An 18,579-nucleotide genomic window follows, 5' to 3' on the forward strand; every position below is an offset into this window, starting at 1 on the left:
CCCTATGAAGCCCGGCCGCGACACGCCTTTAAACCCAACTGTAAACGACATTGCCCGCGTGGCTCAGGTTAGCCTTGCCACCGTCGACCGTGTGCTGAACGAACGCCCCGGTGTGCGCAAAACAACCGTTGAAAAGGTCAACCGCGCCATCGCCGATCTGGGGTATGTGCGCGACACAGCCGCCGCCAATTTGGCGCGTCGCCGGATCTACCGGTTCTTGTTTATCCTGCCCGCAACCAACAACGAATTCGTCGACCTGATCGAACAGCAGGTCAATGACCTGTCACAGGGGCTCAAGCGGGACCGAACCCAAGTGTCTTGCCTGCGCGTGCCCGCGTTTGACCCCATGGCGTTGGCCGATGCCATCAATGCGCTGAACCCCGCGCAGGTCGATGGGGTGGCGATTTTCGGGCCCGAAACGCCATCAGTCCGGGACAGTATCTCGCGATTGCGCGCGCATGACGTATCGGTGGTGTCGCTGGTGTCCGACATTCCCAGCTCGGAACGCAACGCCTACGTGGGCATCGACAATATCGCGGCCGGGCGCACGGCGGCCCAATTGATGGGGCGGTTCTTGGGGCCCGTCACGGGCGACGTGCTGGTGATGACGGGCTCTATGCTGGCGCGCGACCACCTTGAACGGCGGCTGGGGTTTGACGAAGTCATGGCCCGCGATTTCCCGAACCTGACGGTTTTGGCATCCCTTGAAGGCCGCGATGACCCCGACCTGATCGAACGGCTTTTGCCCCAAGCCCTGGCCTCTGGGCGCGATATTCTGGGGATTTATTCATCAGCTGCGGGCAACGCCGGGCTGGTCCGGTATATTGATCACCATCGCGGGCCCACACACCCTATTATTATCGCGCATGAACTCACGCCTCTGTCGCGGATGGCCCTAGGGGGCGGGCTGTTTGATGCGGTGATCAGCCAAGATTCGGGTCATTTGGTGCGCAGCGCCGTGCGCATCATGCGCGCCCACAGTGACAATGCGCCCATCAACATGGCCCAAGAACGCATCCGCATTGACGTGTACATCAAAGAAAATCTGCCGCCCGATCCGGGCAGCACAACGGGAGGATAACATGAAAACCATCAAGGGACCGGCGCTGTTTCTAGCGCAATTCGCAGGCGACGACGCGCCATTTAATTCGTGGGGCGCCATCACCAAATGGGCAGCCGACTGTGGCTATAAGGGCGTTCAGGTGCCCAGCTGGGACGCCCGCCTGTTTGATTTGGACACGGCCGCCACCAGCGTGGATTATTGCGACACCTTCAAGGGCCAAGCGGCCGAAAACGGCGTAGAGGTCACGGAACTATCGACCCACCTGCAAGGGCAGTTGGTCGCGGTGCATCCCGCCTATGACACCACCTTTGATGGCTTTGCCCACCCGTCCGTGCACGGCAACCCAAAGGCCCGACAAGAATGGGCCGTAGATCAGGTGATGAAAGCCATCAGCGCCTCGGCCAACCTTGGCATCAAGAACCACGTGTCGTTTTCCGGCGCATTGGCCTGGCCCTATATCTACCCGTGGCCGCAACGCCCCGCCGGGCTGATCGAAACTGCCTTTGACGAACTGGCAAAACGCTGGCGCCCCCTGTTGGATCACGCCGAAGACAACGACGTAAACATCTGCTACGAAATCCACCCCGGCGAAGACCTGCACGATGGTGTGACCTTTGAAATGTTCCTCGAGCGGGTCGACAATCATGCGCGTTGCAACATGCTGTATGATCCGTCGCATTACGTGCTGCAATGTCTGGATTATCTCGATCACATCGACATCTACAAAGACCGGATCAAGATGTTCCACGTCAAAGATGCCGAATTTAACCCAACGGGTCGGCAGGGCGTTTATTCGGGATACCAACCTTGGGTTGATCGTGCCGGGCGGTTCCGTAGCTTGGGCGACGGGCAGGTCGATTTCGCCAGCATTTTCTCCAAGATGGCCGCGAATGACTTTGATGGCTGGGCCGTGGTCGAATGGGAATGCTGCCTGAAACACCCCGAAGACGGCGCCCGCGAAGGCGCGCAATTCGTCAAGGATCACATCGTCCGCGTGACCGAGCGCGCCTTTGATGATTTCGCAGATGGTGGTGCAGACGACGCCACAAACCGCAAAATGTTGGGGCTATCATCATGACAAACCGTATTCGATTGGGAATGGTCGGTGGCGGAAACGACGCCTTTATCGGGGCCGTGCACCGCATCGCGGCCCGGCTGGACGACCGGTACGAACTGGTTGCCGGGGCGCTGTCGTCGACACCCGAAAAGGCGCGCGCCTCTGGTGCGGCGTTGGGGCTGCCGCGCGTCTACGATGATTTCAAACAGATGGCGATCCGCGAGGCGCGCCGCAAAGATGGCATCGAAGCGGTCGCCATTGTCACCCCCAACCACATGCATTTCGCCGCCGCGCGCGAGTTTCTGAAACGCGACATCCATGTGATCTGCGACAAGCCGCTGACCTCGACAATGGCAGACGCGCGCAAGCTGGCCACGGCCGTAGAGGCCTCAAACGCGCTGTTTGTGCTGACGCATAATTACACCGGCTATCCGATGGTGCGCCATGCCCGCGAGATGATCGCGGCTGGCGATATCGGCAAGATCCGTGTGGTGCAGGTGGAATACCCCCAAGACTGGCTGACCACCGCGCAGGATTTCAAACAGGCCGAATGGCGCACAGACCCCGCGCGGTCTGGCGCGGGCGGGTCAACCGGCGACATCGGCACCCACGCACATAATTTGGCGCGGTTTGTCACTGGGCTTGAGGTCGCGAGCCTCGCCGCTGATCTGGATGCATTTGTCCCCGGCAGACCCGTGGATGACAACGGCCACGTGATGCTGCGGTTTCACGGCGGGGCCAAAGGCATGCTGTGGTGCAGTCAGGTCGCGCCCGGCAATGAAAACGCACTGCGGATCCGCGTGTATGGCGAAACGGGCGGGTTGGAATGGGCGCAGGAAGATCCCAACGCCCTTTGGCACACACCCTTTGGCGAACCCAAGCGCGTTATCACCCGCAATGGCGCAGGTGCAGGCGACGCCGCCGCGCGTCTCAGCCGCGTGCCCCCCGGCCACCCCGAAGGCTACCTAGAGGGATTTGCCAATATCTACAGCGAGGCGGCAGATGCTATTGTGGCGCAACGCGACGGGCAGCCGCCGGCCAGCGACGTCACCTACCCAACCCTCGACGACGGGTTACGCGGCATGCATTTTATTGATGCCTGCGTGCGGTCGTCGGCGCGCAATGCCGCGTGGGTGACCTTGCCTGATTAACCATATTCCGCATTGGTTACAGATTGAAAACAATGTGTTTTCTACGCAAATCAGGATACCTGTGGGGTGATATTTTCACGGGTATCTACTTGTACTTAAAGACAAACATGGGCCTGCATAGGGGCGCATCATTTCGCAGTTGCAGCATGTCTAAAATCTACCGAAAACCCGCTTTAGTTTGGAAACCTCTCGGCAATTATTCTGAGTAAAACTTAGCGTCCAAATGATTGAGAGGCCAAATGTTAGACACCAGCTCCGCAGACAAGCTCGCGGCCATTCTGGGCCAATTCTCAGTCCCGATGTTTGCCGCCGACCGCGCCTCTGCAACGAGTGACTTCAAGGTCGTATGTATCAACCAAGCCCATGCCACGGCCAGCGGTCTGGAACCGGCCGCCCTCAAAGGCGTATCTATAAGGTCAATCTTACCCCGCTCCGAAGCCGACATTCTGATAGACCATTACGTCGAATGCGCCCACAACCGCGCGCCCCTGCGGTACCTCGTCACGCTGACCCTGCCCGACGGTATAAAGCAATGGGACACAACAATTCAGCACGTTCCTCTCGCTTCGGGCGGCGACCGCGTGGTAGGAACCGGCCTGCCCTTGGCCATCGACGCCGCGAAAGCCGGCACGCAGATGACCTATGACAACGTCCGCTATTTCTCTGCGCTGGCCGATATGCAATTGCAGAACCTGGTCTCGATGTTCGAAACCGCACACCAACAGGGACTGTTCAACAGCAATAGCACGTCCCGCGTGGATCAGCTTTGCGGGATCTGCCGGACCGTGCAGCGGTCGGTTGAGGATATCCGTGAAACCATTCGCCGGGCTGACCCGCATAAACCCCCGACCCGCGCCATCAAAAAGGGCGATGTCGGCGAAAGCACGCTGCGCGCTTTGTGCGAAACCGCGCTTGCCAAAGGCTAACCATCTGCCGGGTTTGGCACCGCCTTGGGTGGCCAAATCATGCCGGTCTTTCCCCCCAACCCATGCTTTCACAAGCGCCCAAGGCAAGCTATAGGGAAGCATGACACACAGCGTTTACAAAAATGACTTGCCTGATAATCTGGACCTTGGGCCGATGGTAGCAATTGACTGCGAAACGATGGGGCTCAGGCCGCATCGTGACCGGCTGTGCGTGGTCCAACTCTCAAGCGGCGACGGCAAAGCGCATCTGGTGCAGATCGCCAAAGGGCAAACCGACGCCCCGAACCTATGCGCGCTGCTGGCTGATCCGAAGGTGCTGAAGCTGTTCCACTATGGGCGCTTTGACATCGCCGCGATGCACAACGCCTTTGGCGTGACGGCTGCACCCGTCTATTGCACCAAAATCGCCAGCCGCCTGGTGCGCACCTACACCGACCGCCATGGCCTGGCCAAACTGCTGCAAGAGCTGCTGCAAACCGACATTTCAAAACAACAACAATCCAGCGATTGGGGTGCCGAAACCTTGACCCCCGCACAGATCGACTATGCCGCGTCAGACGTTCTGCACCTGCATAAACTGCGCGATGCGCTCAACGCCATGTTGCAACGCGAGGGCCGGATGGACACCGCGCAGGCGTGTTTCGACTTTCTGCCAACCCGCGCGCAACTGGACCTAGCCGGTTGGCCTGATACGGATATTTTTGCACACTCATGAGTGACACCTTTCTTGATACCGCCCGCCGGGTGATCCGCGCAGAAGCCGACGCTCTTGGCACCTTGGCCGAGGGGCTGACGGACACCTTTGGGGACGCGATCAATCTGCTGTTAAACGCTAAGGGTCGAGTGATCATCACCGGCATCGGGAAATCGGGGCATATCGCGCGTAAAATCGCCGCGACACTGGCCAGCACCGGCACGCCCGCGCAATTCGTACACCCCGCCGAGGCCAGCCACGGTGATTTGGGCATGATCACCAGCGCCGATGTCGTTCTGGCGATTTCAAATTCGGGCGAGGCGCCTGAGTTGGCCAATCTGATCGTATATTCGCGGCGGTTTGACATCCCGCTGCTGGGCATCACCAGCGTTGCGGGGTCCAGCCTAGGGCGCGAATGCGATGTGGTTTTGCTATTGCCTCGCTTGGGCGAAGCCTGCGGCACCGGCGTTGTGCCCACCACCTCAACGACCATGACATTGGCTATGGGCGATGCGCTGGCGGTTGCGCTGATGGAACATCGCGCCTTTACCCCTGAGAATTTTCGCGCCTTCCATCCCGGCGGCAAATTGGGCGCGCAGTTGAGCCGCGTGTCCGATCTGATGCACACGGGCGACCAACTGCCCCTGATTGCGCCCAGCACACCTATGTCGGACGCCTTGATCGAGATCAGCCGCAAGGGGTTTGGCGTTGTTGGCATCAAAGATGCCTCTGGCCATCTGGCCGGAATTATCACCGATGGCGATTTGCGGCGCCATATGGATGGGCTTTTGTCCCTAACGGCGGCAGACGTCATGACGGCATCCCCCGTCACCATCGCCCCCGGCGCATTGGCCCAAAAAGCCGTGGCCATGATGCAGGACCGCGAGATTACCAGCCTGTTTGTGATGGACCCTGCTGGCCAACCCACACCACTGGGCTTGATCCGCATTCACGACTGCCTGCGCGTCGGGTTGGGGTGATCCACCATGAGAGGGGGGGACCGCTATTCACGCGCAGTGGCTTGGCTCAAGGTGGCATTGCCGCTGGCCGCGCTGGCGTTGCTGTCTACCTTGTTTTTGCTGTCGCGGGTCGTGGACCCATCCGACGCGATCCCCTTTGCCGACACCGAAGTGCAAGACCGGCTGCTGAACCAGCAGATTTCGGGGCCGTACTATTCCGGCACCACCCCCGACAATGATCAAATCGCCTTTGTGGCCGACACTGTGACAAGCCCCAGAGGCATTACAGGCGCCACCCAAGCCAAAGACGTTTTCGTAAAGATCGAAACCCATGCAGGTGCCGTCATAAACGTGACATCCGACACCGCATCAATTGACGTCGGTGAAGACGTTGCTAACTTGACAGGGAATGTCGTCGTCACCACCTCACAGGGGTATGTTATGACCAGCCAAGCCATATCTGCGCGGGTCACCGTTTTGGACGTAAGATCGCCCGACACAGTGTTCGGCACAACGCCCGGGGGCGAACTGGTTGCTGGTTCTATGCACTTATCCACCCCGCAAACAGGTGGCGCGGCCCAATTGGTTTTCACAAGTGGCGTGAAGCTGGTATACGACCCAAAACAGGTGGAAGACTGACCCGTGAAAATAACAAGATTTATCGTGCTCCCGTTGGTTTTATTGACCTTGGCAACCGCAACATTTGCCCAAGGGACCCAGATCGCGTTTGGCGCGGTCAAGCAGGACCCCGATCTGCCTGTCGAAGTCACAGCTGAAAATCTATCTGTCGATCAAGAAACCGGGCAGGCGGTCTTTACGGGCAATGTCGTCGTGGGTCAGGGCGTGATGCGCCTGTCATCAGACCGGTTGTTGGTAGTCTACCCCGAAGACACCAAGGGCATCGAACGTATGGAAGCCACCGGCAGTGTCACGCTGGTCTCTGGGCCAGATGCAGCCGAAGCGGAGCGCGCCGATTATAATGTGCGTGACGGTGTCATCGTGATGACCGGCAATGTGTTGCTTAGCCAAGGGCCGCAGGTGCTGACGGCTGACCGCATGACCGTAGATCTCGACAGTGGCACCGCGAAAATGTCCGGGTCTGTCAAAACAATCCTGCAGACGGGCGACTAACATGGCGCGCCCTACCCTGACGGTCTCGGACGGTTCTGCCGGGTTGCGCATTGATCATTTGCGCAAATCCTACCGTAAAAAGACCGTCATTCGTGACTTTTCGATGCATCTCAACCGCGGAGAGGTCGTGGCATTGTTGGGGCCCAACGGGTCCGGCAAAACCACAACCTTTTACGCCGTGGCCGGGTTGGTCACGCCCGAGGGCGGCACCGTCGTGGTCGATGGTCAAGACATCACCGCCTTGCCCATGTATCGCCGCGCGCGGCTGGGCATTGGCTATTTGCCGCAAGAAATGAGCATTTTTCGCGGGCTGTCTGTGCAAGACAATATCAGCGCCATCCTCGACATCACCGAATCCAACCGGCACAAAAGACGCGAACGCCTCGAAGAACTGCTTAGCGAATTTTCCATCGAACATCTGCGACGTGCGCCCGCGTTGGCCTTGTCTGGGGGCGAACGGCGGCGTGTAGAAATCGCGCGGTGTTTGGCTGCGAGCCCCAAATACCTGCTGCTTGATGAACCTTTCGCGGGGGTTGATCCGATCTCGGTTGGGGATATCCGGCATCTTGTTGCCGATCTGAAAAAACGGGGCATCGGCGTTTTGATCACGGACCACAACGTGCGGGAAACGCTCGAAATTGTGGACCGGGCCTATATTTTGCACGAAGGCCGCGTTTTGATGTCGGGCACCCCAAACGAGGTCGTCGAGAACGAAAACGTGCGCCGCGTTTATCTTGGCGACAACTTCAAGATTTCCTGAACGAGCCCACCAGCATAAAAACACTTTTAAGCGAATGCATCCGGCTTTTGTTTGACTCTGGTACCTGTTTTCGGGCTCAATGCTGATATGGCTTTTACCAGTCTTTGTCTGACCCCACATCGGCTTGCTTGGCAGGGTACCGACGATCAGCATCGGGTATTTGGCTATTTTCCACGATCCTGAAACGATGCACCGGAGGGGACAACCCCCCCGGCGCGTTGGTGCAGGGTCGACCACATCAAGGAGTGACTATGCGGTATCAAATCAGCGGCAAACAAATCGACATCGGCGAAGCTCTACAAACCCACGTAAAGGATGAGTTGAGCGTGTCGGTTCAAAAATACGCCGAACGCCCGACCGAAGCAGTGGTGGTGTTCTCTAAGTCGGGGCACGAGTTTGTCTGTGAAGCGACCGTTCATTTGTCCACCGGGTTGACCGCACAAGCCAAAGCACACCAGACAGAAATCTACGCTGCATTCGATGGGTGCTGTGAGAAAATGGAAAAACAACTGCGACGATACAAGCGCAGATTGAAGGACCACCACAAAGATCGGGTCGAACCGGTTGAAATCTACGGCGCATCCTCTTATATCCTCGCATCAGATGCGGACGCGGAGTCTCAGGAGCCAGAGACATTGCAGCCGATTATCGTGGCAGAGATGGAAACAAAAATCCCATCCTTGTCGGTCGGTGAGGCCGTGATGCAGATGGAGCTCGCAGGAGCGCCTGTTCTGGTCTTTAGAAACGAAGGCAAAGAGGGTTTGAATGTTGTCTACCGTCGGGATGACGGAAACATCGGTTGGATAGACCCGCAATAGGATTTCTCTGAGGCGTAACCGTCTCACAAACAGTGCGAGCAGTATGGATTTTAACAAACTCCTCAAACCAGAGGCGGTGAAGGTATTGACCGCCTCTTCAAGCAAAAAGCGGCTGATGCATGATCTTGGTGATCTTGCAGAGCATGCCTATGGCATGAAATCTGGTGATGTTCTGGACGCATTGTTGGAGCGTGAAGCCTTGGGCCCGACGGGTGTTGGGCATGGCATTGCCTTGCCCCACGCGCGCCTAGGCGGGTTGACGTCAGTGGTCGGCGCGTTTGTATTGCTGGACAAACCGATTGATTTCAATGCAGTAGATCGGCAACCTGTTGATATCGCTTTTGCGTTGTTTGCCCCGGAAGACGCCGGTGTGGAACACCTAAAGGCACTGGCACTGGTGTCGCGGACCCTGCGCGACCCCGGCATCTGCACCAAGCTGCGCGCCAATCCAAATGCGGCCACGCTTCATACCATTTTGACATCTGGCGAGGCCGAACAAGCCGCGTAACCTGTTCGATTTATCGGATAAGGTAGGGCTTTGGCGGTTTGTCCTGATCATGCTGTTCGGCTGTGGAGTCGACCGGGAAATCCCCCATCAAATACGGATGCATGCCTTGGTTTTTGAGGTTTTGCAGAAACTGCCCAAACCCATCCAAATCCACCATGCGGGGTACTTCGGACAGGCGCGACTGACCTTGCGGACCGAACTGCTCGAGGACAGTTTGCAATGGTTCCATCGGCGCTTCGATGAAATCTGTCATTGTCCAGATCCGAACGCGGGCCTTTACGCTGGGTTTGCGCAGCCGATCCAAATGCACGCTCTCCACTCTTTGCAACCCCGCCGCTGTCCTGCGCAGATCCGCAAAATTGGCGTTTGACCGGAACAACGGAACCGCCCACGCGCCGCTGATCACACAGATATGCGCGTTTGGATCCCGCATCATCATCTCTGTGATCGCCTGATTGTCGCCGGGCCCAAACTGAAAACACTGGCGCATACCGCGTGTGTTCCAGATCAGATTTCTTAAAAAGCTATTGGGGTTATAGTCCCGCAGTACGGCATTGTTGGACAAAGCACCGTTTATGATCGCTTCACCATCAGCAAAATGCGCCTGATCCGGGGCGAACAAATGCCCGTGCACCCGACCATGGATCGTTTTGGACAGCCACCCTTCGAAATCTTCAAACAATTCGGAAAACCCGTGTAACACCGAATAGGGCGCGGCTGTCGGTGCGATATCGCGGTTCTTTGCGGGAAAGCGGCTTTGCATGCAAAGACCCGCACGACCTCGTGCGCGTCGTTCTAAAGCTTTGGAGAAAATGCGGTCAATTTTACCCGGACTTGGTTCTTTTTTCGCCAAAGCACGGGCAGGTTCGGCCAGAAACGCGTCATAAAGGCCGTCTGCCCGCGGCCAAATTTTGCGCGCGACAAAGCAATCCGACCGGCGCAGCAGTTGCAGGTGGTCATCATAAAAGATGTGGGGTTTGCCCTGAAAATCAAACTTGGACAACGTCAGTGACCGGCTTTCAATGCGCACCGCATGCAGGCGGGCAAGGGTTTGGAAATAGCTTTCGTCGGGGATCCAAACGCGTTTGAAATACCGATCGAACCGCGCACGGTTCGGGTCGTTCAAAATCGCAGATAGCGTATTTCGGGTCAGGCACCACCATTGTGACCCCATATGCGGGCGCAATTCTGCAGGCACCCGGCGTTTCAGCCCCAGCCGCTGCTGCAATGCGACATAGCGATCAAACAAAAACCGCTGACGTTTCCACGAAAACGGAAACCACAGGGTGAACCGTTCGGCATCCAGCCCGCCGATCGTCCATGGCACGTCCGATGTTGTGGCGCTTTCAATGAAATCTGTCTGTGCGCGTGCCGCCAAATATGCGACCAATTCATTCACAGGGCGCAACGGCAGACACGCGCCAGACGCCAGGTACACGTGACCCACATCGGGATGCTGCGCTAACAAATGGCCCGCTGCTGCCTGCGTCGCCGCAACAATGCCCCAGGTCCCCCATTCGCAGCGATATCGCGTGCAGAACGACACGTTTGGAACAGCCGCCAACGCGCTTTCAAACGCGGCGTATGTGTCCTGCGGGACGCGTTTATCCACATGCACAACCACCGGGCATCCTGCATCCGCCCAATGGCGCACAACCTGTTCGGCGCGAACCAGCGCAGTGTGCACCAACATGACGACGCCGACGCTCATGCCCAGTTTCCTTTGGACATCAGGCCAAGGATCTCAAGCTGGCGCCAGTTGATATATTTTTCGGACCACTTGCACCAAAGCTGCAGGTCCCCCGACATTTCGTTGACATAGGTCCGATACTGATCTGGGTCGGCATGGTGCTGGTTTCGCACGACCTCTTCGGCGGCCTTGGCCGTGAAATTATCAAGAAACTTGGCGTGCAGCAAAATCCCCGATGCCTTTTCGCCACCGGCGCTATCGTACACACGGTTTAGCGCGCTTGGCAGCAACATATGAGTCGAATTCACGTAGGCGTAGCGCCTGTCCCATTTAACCAACGGGATCTTGTTCAATGCCGGGGCGCGCCGGGGTTGATTGTCGAAAAACACACGGCTGCGCGGACCACCCTGAATCCACAGATTACCATAGATTGGGCCGGGCCTAACCGTGTAGTTACCGCTGTCAAACCAGCCGGTGATGTCCATCGGGTTCTGGCCGCGCTGATAACTGTGGTCCACCAGCCGGCCTTTGGGATACATGTCCAACAACATCGTCGAAAACGACTTGATCTCACAGCTATCAAGCCAATCGGTCAAGGCGTGCAACGGACGTGTATCGCAGAACGGATAAATCAGAAATTCATCCGCGTCGACGACCACACACCAATGACCATGGGCATATCTGCTTTGCAGATCGTTCAACCAATCGACACCATAGCGCGCGGCTTTATAACTGGCGCCGGTGTGCCAGAGCGACACATCAGGTTGGCCCGCCAGATAATCGGCCGACCCGTCTGTGCTGTCATTGTCTACGATGCAGAAATGCGAAACCCCCAGATCACGGTAATACTGAAGGAAATAAGGCAACCGCAGATTTTCGTCGCGCATTACCGAAAACAGAATGATATCATCAGGTTGTAGGTTAGACGTTCGATCAGCAACCGGGGTAAGCTTCCGACCCACGCGACGGGCCCGAAACCGCAGACGCTTGCGCGCCCATCGCATCCGGTAGGATTTCAGAACTCCCAAATCTCAACCCTTCTCCCGGCTTCCGGCACACGCAGCTCAAGGCTCCCTCCCCGTTATCCGGCACTCTTACACGTAACGTTTTCTGGTTAACGCTGGCTTACAGACATTTTATTGCCGAAAGATGCCATTTTCGAAATTATATTAAGGGCTTTGATCTAAGTGTGTGAAACTTACAACACTACCAATCGCCACGTGACATCAACCGCAGTCGTACCAATTGCCGCCAGCCAGAAAATTTGAGCGATTCTGGCGCCCATAAATCAGGGCTTTTTGCCACCGCGCCGTAGTAATCATCATACAGCGCCGAATTTGAAAAATGTTCCTTGCGGATCTGTTCTTGGCGGGCGCGCGCGGCTGCATCGGGCAGGAATTTGCTGTGCAACAACACCCCGCTCACCGGTTCGCCATTGCCGGTATCGTAGGTCTCGTTCAACCAAGTGGGCAACGCGTCATGCATCGAATTCATATAGACGTAGCGACGACGCCATTTGACCAACGGGGTCTTGTTGAGCGTCGGCGCTCGGGTGGTGTCTTCGGCAAAAAAGCATCGTGCACGTGGCCCGCCCTGTAGTGAAACATTGCCAAGTTTGGGGTACTTTTGCACCCAATACCCGTAGGCGTCGAACCATGGTAGGGCCAGCGTCGGGTCATCGCCAGCGACGTATTTTACCTCGTCGGTGGGGCCCTTGGCGTAAAGATCCAGCATCATCGCGCCCATCATCATCTGCCCGCGGCGTTCCATCCATTGGGTCAGTTCAGGCAAGGCACGTTGGTCATAATCGGGGTATATCAACAGTTCATCTGCATCGGCCGTCACCGTCCAATGCCCGCGCCCATAGCGCATCAACAGCCAGTTCAGCCAGTCCATCCCAAACCGCGACGCCTTGTAGCTATGGCCCGTTGACCAAAGCGACACATCCGGTTGACCCTGTAACAACGACAGCGTTTCGTCATCGCTGCCGTTGTCGACGATCAAGAAGTGCCGCACCCCCAAAGCGCGGTAATGCTTCAGGAAATACGGCAAACGCAGGGCTTCGTTGCGCACGCAGGCGAACATCAAGATATCATCACGCGCGATAACACGGGTCTGGTTTTGCAGCGCTGACAACTGGTGCCGGCTGCGAAACGCCCGCCACAGCATCTTTTTGCGCCGAAGCCGGTGCTTGTATCTGGATAAAAGTGAGGACAGCACCACAAGGTCCCCTTTGAAAACACTGAACTGCATCGCCATATTGCGCGAATGATGTGTTGCGCCAACCGAAAATTGCGTGGTGCCACAAAAACGGCGCAAAGGATGCCCCTTGCGCCGTCATGTCTTGTGTAAATGTCGCGGTTTATTCGGCAGCTTTACCCATGCTGACCACGTCATTCAGGTAAGCTGACAGGTCTTCGCGCAGGTCTTCCCGTTCGAGGCCAAAGGCCACGGTTGCCTGCAAGAACCCAGATTTGGACCCACAATCAAACCGTTGACCCCGGAACCGATACCCATACACGTTGCCGGTATTGTTGATCTCTTCTGCGATTGCATCCGTCAGCTGGATCTCTCCACCGGCCCCAGAGCTCATCGTGTTGAGGTTGGTCAGCACCGACGGCGACAGAATATAACGCCCGATCACAGCAAGGTTAGATGGCGCTTCTTCGGCTTTGGGCTTTTCGACCATACCCCGAACCTTCACCATCGACCCCATGTCTTCGGAAACATCCAACACCCCGTAAGAAGACGCCTTTTCCGGTGCGACTTCCATTGCGGCGACCATATTGCCACCCGTTTCCGCGTAGGCCTCAACCATTTGCTGCAAACATGGCTTGTCAGCCGCGATCACATCGTCTGGGAGGATCACGGCAAAGGGTTCGTCGCCGATCAAACGCCGCGCGCACCAGACCGCATGACCCAGGCCCAGCGCTTTGTGCTGGCGGATATATGCAATCGCGCCGCTGTCCATGTTGGTGTTTTCAAGAACCTCGAGCAAATCGGTTTTGCCCTTTCTTTGCAGTTCTTGCTCCAACTGTGGCGCGTGATCAAAATAGTCCTCCAATGCGCCCTTGCCGCGGGAGGTTACGAAAATGAACTCTTTGATGCCTGCCGCACGGGCTTCATCGATCGCATATTGGATCAATGGCCGGTCAACCAGTGTCATGATTTCCTTGGGGACCGATTTGGTCGCGGGTAAAAACCGCGTTCCCATTCCTGCCACCGGAAAAATCGCCTTCGTTACTTTGCGGTTCATACTATTGCCCTCACTCTTAAATCCAAAATCACACCCCGTGCGATGCTACATAGCGCCCAATTGCGTCGAAAACACGACTGAGCTGCCACATAAAGCGATTTCATTCGCATCGTAGTATAACCCTACAAAATATCTTTGGGGGCCGCCAGCATACACGCCACAGCTGTATGATTTTCGGCAGCTTTCCAACAATCTGTTGCAATATTTGAGCTATTGGGGGGTTTACTTGCCCAAATCTGTCTCATTTTGGCGTCAATCAATGCCCATCTCGACCATCATACGCTCAAGCTTGGGCACATCCTGCGGGTTATTCAGTTCCCAGAAATGACGACCTTTGGCGGCGACTTCGACGCATAAGACCGAACGACCGTTTTCCATAAACCGCAATTGCTCTAACCCTTCAAGGCGTTCCAGAGGTCCTGTGGCCCACGTGGGATAGGCCGCCAATGCGTCTGGGCGGTAAGCATAGACCCCGACATGGTGGAAAACCGGCGTTTCATCATCATCCGCATAGGTCGCAGATGAAAACGGGATCACTTCTTTGGAGAAATAGAGCGCTTGGTGTGCGGTATCAAAAACCGCCGTGGTGCCACCAACCCGCCCCGCCTTACGATCGTCCAGCAACCCGTTCAACGTGGCGGCGTCACACCGCAACACGGGCGTCGCGATTTCGGCCTGTGGTGCGTCGCGCAAACCGTTGACCAGATCTTCGATGAACCAATGCGGCGTCAGCGGCGCGTCGCCTTGCAGGTTCACAACGGTGTCGTACCCTCCGCCCAAAACCGCATGCGCCTCAGCGCAACGTTCTGTCCCGTTCATCCAATCTGGCGAGGTCATGACCACCTCTGCGCCAAAGGCTTCGGCGGCATCCTTGATCCGGTCGTCGTCGGTGGCAACCACCACGCGCGCAACCCCCGTGACCTCTTGTGCGGCCCGCCAGCTGCGTTCGATCAGGCTGCGGGATTGGCCGGACGCCCCTTTCAACCCCACCAAGGGTTTGCCCGGATACCGGGTGGAGGCGTAACGCGCGGGGATCACGATCAAAACTGACATCAGCTATCTTTCAATACAACAGACGGTGCAGCCGCGATAAAGAACGGGTTGGCGTACCCATCCTTGCCATACATCAAGGGCGTCAGGTCATCAAAACGGACCACGACGCCACCAGCCCCGGACAGAACCGCGTGACCCGCCGCCGTGTCCCATTCCATCGTTCGGCCGACGCGTGGGTATAGGTCTGCCTCTCCGGTTGCGACGAGGCAGAATTTCAACGAAGATCCGGCGCTTTTCATATCCTTGACGGCGTATTTGTTAATGTAGTCATCCGTCGCCTGATCCCGGTGCGATTTCGACGCAACCACCATCAGCGCGTCGTTTTGCGCATCCGAAACAGAGATCTTCTGGGTCGGACCCACCTGATCAACGGCCAACGCACCGGTTTCTTCGACAGATTGCCCAGCGGCATCGGTATAAAACATCCGCCCCTTGGCCGGCGCAAAGACCACACCCCGCGTCGGCACACCGCCTTCGACAAGGGCGATATTCACAGTGAAATCACCGCGGCGGTGGATGAATTCTTTGGTCCCATCAAGCGGATCAACGATAAGGAACGTATCGCCCGAAATGCTGTGGGTGTCGGATTGTTCTTCTGTCACGAGCATAACATCGGGAAACGCCGCGCGCAGACCGGCCGAAATCAACGCATCCGCTGCCTCATCCGCTGCGGTAACAGGGCTGTCGTCTGACTTAACCTTTACGTCAAAATCATCGGCCTCGTAGATCTCCATGATCCGGGCGCCCGCCTCGATCGATAGACGGCGCATCACTGTGACCAATTTATCGTAATCCATGTTTATACCCGCTCGCTGCACAATCGTTGATGTTGAAAACGAGGACCCTTATGATGAACCTCTAACGGAACAGCAAGAATTCCGTGAGACAGTTGCATTCATCACAAGGCAAAACGGTCATGTTTCAAGCAACTCCAAGGAAAGACAGCGGGCTGGTCTCGGCGCTTACCCTCATGGTGCTGGTCTATCACGCCACCGTCAGATCAATACGCAAGAGCCACAACAACGCCTTTATGGCGATTTTTATAAATGTTCTGCAGATGCTCATTTTTGTGTTGGTGTTCTTTTTTATCTTCACAATCTTGGGGCTGCGCGGCTCCGCCATTCGCGGTGATTTCCTGCTCTATATTATGTCGGGCATTTTCCTGTTTATGACCCATACCAAAGCCATGGGAGCCGTCGTCGGGTCCGAAGGCCCGGCCAGCCCGATGATGCAACACGCCCCCATGAACACGATCATCGCCATCGCATCTGCTGCGATTGGTGCGCTTTATGTGCAGGTCCTGTCGTTGGGCATTATCCTGCTGGGGTATCATGTGGCGGTTAACCCGGTCGTCATCGAACACCCCCCCGCCGCCTTTGGGATGTTGATGATCTCTTGGTTCACCGGCGTTGCTTTGGGCATCGTTTTATTGGGAATAAAGCCGTGGTTTCCGCAATTTGTAGATATTTTCACACAAGTCTACAGGCGCGCGAATATGATCGCCTCGGGCAAAATGGTGGTCGCAAATAGCCTGCCCGGGTCGTTGCTGGTTCTGTTTGACTGGAACCCTTTGTTTCACGCAATCGATCAAGCCCGCGGCTTTGTTTTTATCAACTACAACCCGCATTACAGCGACTGGCGCTATGCCGTATGGGTCGGCGTTGTGCTGCTCACAATTGGATTGATGGGCGAATTTTACACACGCCGCCACGCCTCGATCAGCTGGAATGCGCGCCGCTAAATCGCTCCGGAAATTCAATCATAGGTTGAAGTTTTGATTTTGATAAAACTTAGGCGCTTTTCTCCGCCGCATATTCACATATTATCTACCTTAAAAATGGTAGATGTTATCCCCAGTTCGATTGGCGGAAAAAAGAGATGATCGCTTCAGAAAAGCAACACATATGGCGCGCGTATGTCTTGAATGCGCACGTCGTTTTCTTTCTGTCTGCGGTTGTCGCATGGCGGCTCATCGCCCCGTTGAACCTAGCCGAATCGTTTTATGCCTACTTCCGAGCCCACGATGAATGGGATCGCCACGAAATCGGTGTTTTGATCGTCACCCTGTCCATCGCACTTGTGTTATCTCTGGTCCATAAGTCACGGCAGCTACGCAATGTGATGCGAGAGCGCGAGCACGAGCACCACCGCGCCGAACGCAACGCACGGCACGATTCGTTGACCGGACTGGTTAACAGGCGCGCGTTTGCCCAGACATTAGAACGTTTTGTGGCCAAACCCCAAACCCACGACCGGTTTATCGCCATGATCGACCTAGATCGTTTTAAACCAATCAATACGCACCAAGGCCATTCGGTTGGCGATTCGGTGCTCCAAGGCGTCGCGGCCCGTCTGGATGGGATGGTTGGCGGCAAAAACACCCTCGCACGTCTTGGCGGCGACGAATTTGCGATCATATTTCACTCAGGCCACACGGCGTTGAGCGTCGAACGGATTGCCCGTCGCTTGCTGCACGCAATGGAACAACCCTTCGTTTTTCAATCCCACCGGCTCTACGTCAGTTTCAGCGTGGGCCTCGTCAATTGGACCCCCGATATAACCCCATCGCAGGCTCTCGGCCGGGTAGATAAAGCGTTGGCCGCAGCAAAGGATCAGGGGCGTGCACGGTTTGCGTGGTATGACGCAGAGCTTGATCGCGCCTCGCTAAATCGTGCCCAAATTGAAAGTGATCTCAGAGACGCGATACGGAACGATAAAATCGAACCCTGGTTTCAGCCCATTGTCGACATGGTAAACAACCGCGTCACCGGTTTTGAAGTTCTCGCCCGATGGTACCACCCTGACAGGGGGTTTATTTCTCCGGGCGTTTTCATCGAAATCGCCGAAGACAGCGGTCAAATCTCGGCCTTGGGGCACAACCTTCTTAAACAGGCCTGCCTAGCGGCAAGCGAATGGGAAGATGATCTATCTCTATCCATCAACGTCTCCGCCTTGCAGTTTCATGATCCGTCTCTGGTGGACAACATCAAAGACATATTGGACGCTAAAAATTTCGACCCCCGGCGGCTGACCATCGAAATCACCGAAAGTTCGGTCATACGAGATTTCCAAACCGCGCGAGAAAAGCTTGAGGCGCTAAAGGCCATAGGCATTTCCGTCGCCTTAGATGACTTTGGAACTGGGTATTCTAGCCTCGCCAGTCTCAGACAATTGCCTTTTGACCGCATCAAAATCGACCATAGTTTCATCACTGATATAACAAGGCAGCCGCAGAACCAGAAAATTGTCACCGGGATCATGTCATTGGCGCGGGGTCTAGATCTGGATGTCACTGCCGAAGGGATTGAGACGATACAGGACCTGCAATTTGTGCGGTCTCTGAATTGCGTTTTGGGTCAAGGGTTTCTCTTCGACAAAGCCGTCCCCGCCAGAGACATTCCATGGCTGCTCGAAACAAAATGGAGCGATCTGCATAGATCCACCACCCAAACGCCTGACATCCCGACCATTGATTGCAAGACCCGCCGCTAGTAACGGGTCGCGAGGCACCAC

The 18,579-nt window shown here is 56.4% G+C and carries 19 protein-coding genes; 13 read left to right on the forward strand and 6 right to left on the reverse strand.

Annotated features, from left to right (window positions below; translation table 11 throughout):
- Positions 1-4 precede the first annotated feature (4 nt).
- The 11 genes from ABJH13_RS16985 to ABJH13_RS17035 all read left to right on the forward strand — a co-directional run bounded on the left by ABJH13_RS16985 (position 5) and on the right by ABJH13_RS17035 (position 9,067).
- Complete coding sequence (locus ABJH13_RS16985) at positions 5-1,081, forward strand: LacI family DNA-binding transcriptional regulator (RefSeq protein WP_348407401.1); 1,077 nt, start codon at positions 5-7, stop codon at positions 1,079-1,081.
- A gap of 1 nt (position 1,082) precedes the next feature.
- A complete protein-coding gene (locus ABJH13_RS16990) occupies positions 1,083-2,141 on the forward strand; it encodes a sugar phosphate isomerase/epimerase family protein (RefSeq protein WP_348407402.1) in 1,059 nt (352 codons plus the stop codon).
- The gene (locus tag ABJH13_RS16995) at positions 2,138-3,271 is read left to right on the forward strand and encodes a Gfo/Idh/MocA family oxidoreductase (RefSeq protein WP_348407403.1); all 1,134 of its coding nucleotides are present in this window, start codon (positions 2,138-2,140) and stop codon (positions 3,269-3,271) included. Before ABJH13_RS16990 ends, ABJH13_RS16995 begins: the two co-directional genes overlap by 4 nt.
- 239 nt (positions 3,272-3,510) lie before the next feature.
- Positions 3,511-4,197, forward strand: a complete 687-nt coding sequence (locus ABJH13_RS17000; protein ID WP_348407404.1) for a PAS domain-containing protein — start codon at positions 3,511-3,513, stop codon at positions 4,195-4,197.
- Positions 4,198-4,297: 100 nt separating this feature from the next.
- Complete coding sequence (locus ABJH13_RS17005; RefSeq protein ID WP_348407405.1) at positions 4,298-4,912, forward strand: ribonuclease D; 615 nt, start codon at positions 4,298-4,300, stop codon at positions 4,910-4,912.
- Positions 4,909-5,871 carry a KpsF/GutQ family sugar-phosphate isomerase gene (locus tag ABJH13_RS17010; protein WP_348407406.1) on the forward strand — a complete coding sequence of 321 codons (963 nt, stop codon included), beginning with the start codon at positions 4,909-4,911 and terminating at the stop codon, positions 5,869-5,871. Before ABJH13_RS17005 ends, ABJH13_RS17010 begins: the two co-directional genes overlap by 4 nt.
- Before the next feature lie 6 nt (positions 5,872-5,877).
- Positions 5,878-6,489, forward strand: a complete 612-nt coding sequence (gene lptC, locus ABJH13_RS17015) for an LPS export ABC transporter periplasmic protein LptC (protein ID WP_348407407.1) — start codon at positions 5,878-5,880, stop codon at positions 6,487-6,489.
- A 3-nt stretch (positions 6,490-6,492) separates the two neighbouring features.
- On the forward strand, positions 6,493-6,981 hold the full coding sequence (gene lptA / locus ABJH13_RS17020) for a lipopolysaccharide transport periplasmic protein LptA (protein ID WP_348407408.1): 489 nt from the start codon (positions 6,493-6,495) through the stop codon (positions 6,979-6,981).
- 1 nt (position 6,982) lies between these two features.
- A complete protein-coding gene (gene lptB / locus ABJH13_RS17025) occupies positions 6,983-7,741 on the forward strand; it encodes an LPS export ABC transporter ATP-binding protein (protein ID WP_348407409.1) in 759 nt (252 codons plus the stop codon).
- A 251-nt stretch (positions 7,742-7,992) separates the two neighbouring features.
- Positions 7,993-8,559, forward strand: a complete 567-nt coding sequence (gene raiA, locus ABJH13_RS17030) for a ribosome-associated translation inhibitor RaiA (RefSeq protein WP_348407410.1) — start codon at positions 7,993-7,995, stop codon at positions 8,557-8,559.
- 43 nt (positions 8,560-8,602) lie between these two features.
- Positions 8,603-9,067 carry a PTS sugar transporter subunit IIA gene (locus tag ABJH13_RS17035; RefSeq protein WP_348407411.1) on the forward strand — a complete coding sequence of 155 codons (465 nt, stop codon included), beginning with the start codon at positions 8,603-8,605 and terminating at the stop codon, positions 9,065-9,067.
- Positions 9,068-9,077: 10 nt separating this feature from the next.
- Here the strand turns inward: ABJH13_RS17035 and ABJH13_RS17040 are convergent, their stop codons facing one another.
- From ABJH13_RS17040 to cysQ, 6 genes are all read right to left on the reverse strand, one after another.
- Positions 9,078-10,778, reverse strand: coding sequence for a beta-1,6-N-acetylglucosaminyltransferase (locus ABJH13_RS17040; RefSeq protein ID WP_348407412.1), 1,701 nt, complete (start codon positions 10,776-10,778; stop codon positions 9,078-9,080).
- Positions 10,775-11,761: a glycosyltransferase family 2 protein gene (locus tag ABJH13_RS17045; RefSeq protein ID WP_348407527.1), complete on the reverse strand. Its 987-nt coding sequence runs from the start codon at positions 11,759-11,761 to the stop codon at positions 10,775-10,777. The genes ABJH13_RS17040 and ABJH13_RS17045 overlap by 4 nt, the downstream gene beginning before the upstream one ends.
- Before the next feature lie 202 nt (positions 11,762-11,963).
- Positions 11,964-13,076, reverse strand: a complete 1,113-nt coding sequence (locus ABJH13_RS17050; RefSeq protein WP_348407413.1) for a glycosyltransferase family 2 protein — start codon at positions 13,074-13,076, stop codon at positions 11,964-11,966.
- A gap of 43 nt (positions 13,077-13,119) precedes the next feature.
- Positions 13,120-14,013, reverse strand: coding sequence for a UTP--glucose-1-phosphate uridylyltransferase GalU (gene galU, locus ABJH13_RS17055; protein WP_348407414.1), 894 nt, complete (start codon positions 14,011-14,013; stop codon positions 13,120-13,122).
- Between the two features lie 252 nt (positions 14,014-14,265).
- Entirely contained in the window at positions 14,266-15,066 is an 801-nt protein-coding gene (locus tag ABJH13_RS17060; protein ID WP_348407415.1) for a manno-octulosonate cytidylyltransferase, read from the reverse strand.
- Positions 15,066-15,863: a 3'(2'),5'-bisphosphate nucleotidase CysQ gene (cysQ, locus tag ABJH13_RS17065; protein ID WP_348407416.1), complete on the reverse strand. Its 798-nt coding sequence runs from the start codon at positions 15,861-15,863 to the stop codon at positions 15,066-15,068. The genes ABJH13_RS17060 and cysQ overlap by 1 nt, the downstream gene beginning before the upstream one ends.
- A 119-nt stretch (positions 15,864-15,982) precedes the next feature.
- Between cysQ and ABJH13_RS17070 the strand changes: the two genes are divergently transcribed.
- Together ABJH13_RS17070 and ABJH13_RS17075 are read left to right on the forward strand one after the other, a co-directional pair.
- Positions 15,983-16,807 (forward strand): ABC transporter permease, encoded by an 825-nt coding sequence (locus ABJH13_RS17070; protein WP_348407417.1) that lies wholly within the window; start codon positions 15,983-15,985, stop codon positions 16,805-16,807.
- Positions 16,808-16,944: 137 nt separating this feature from the next.
- Positions 16,945-18,558, forward strand: coding sequence for an EAL domain-containing protein (locus tag ABJH13_RS17075; protein ID WP_348407418.1), 1,614 nt, complete (start codon positions 16,945-16,947; stop codon positions 18,556-18,558).
- Positions 18,559-18,579: the final 21 nt, after the last annotated feature.

The organism is Roseobacter sp. (assembly GCF_039970775.1).
GTDB lineage: Bacteria > Pseudomonadota > Alphaproteobacteria > Rhodobacterales > Rhodobacteraceae > Roseobacter.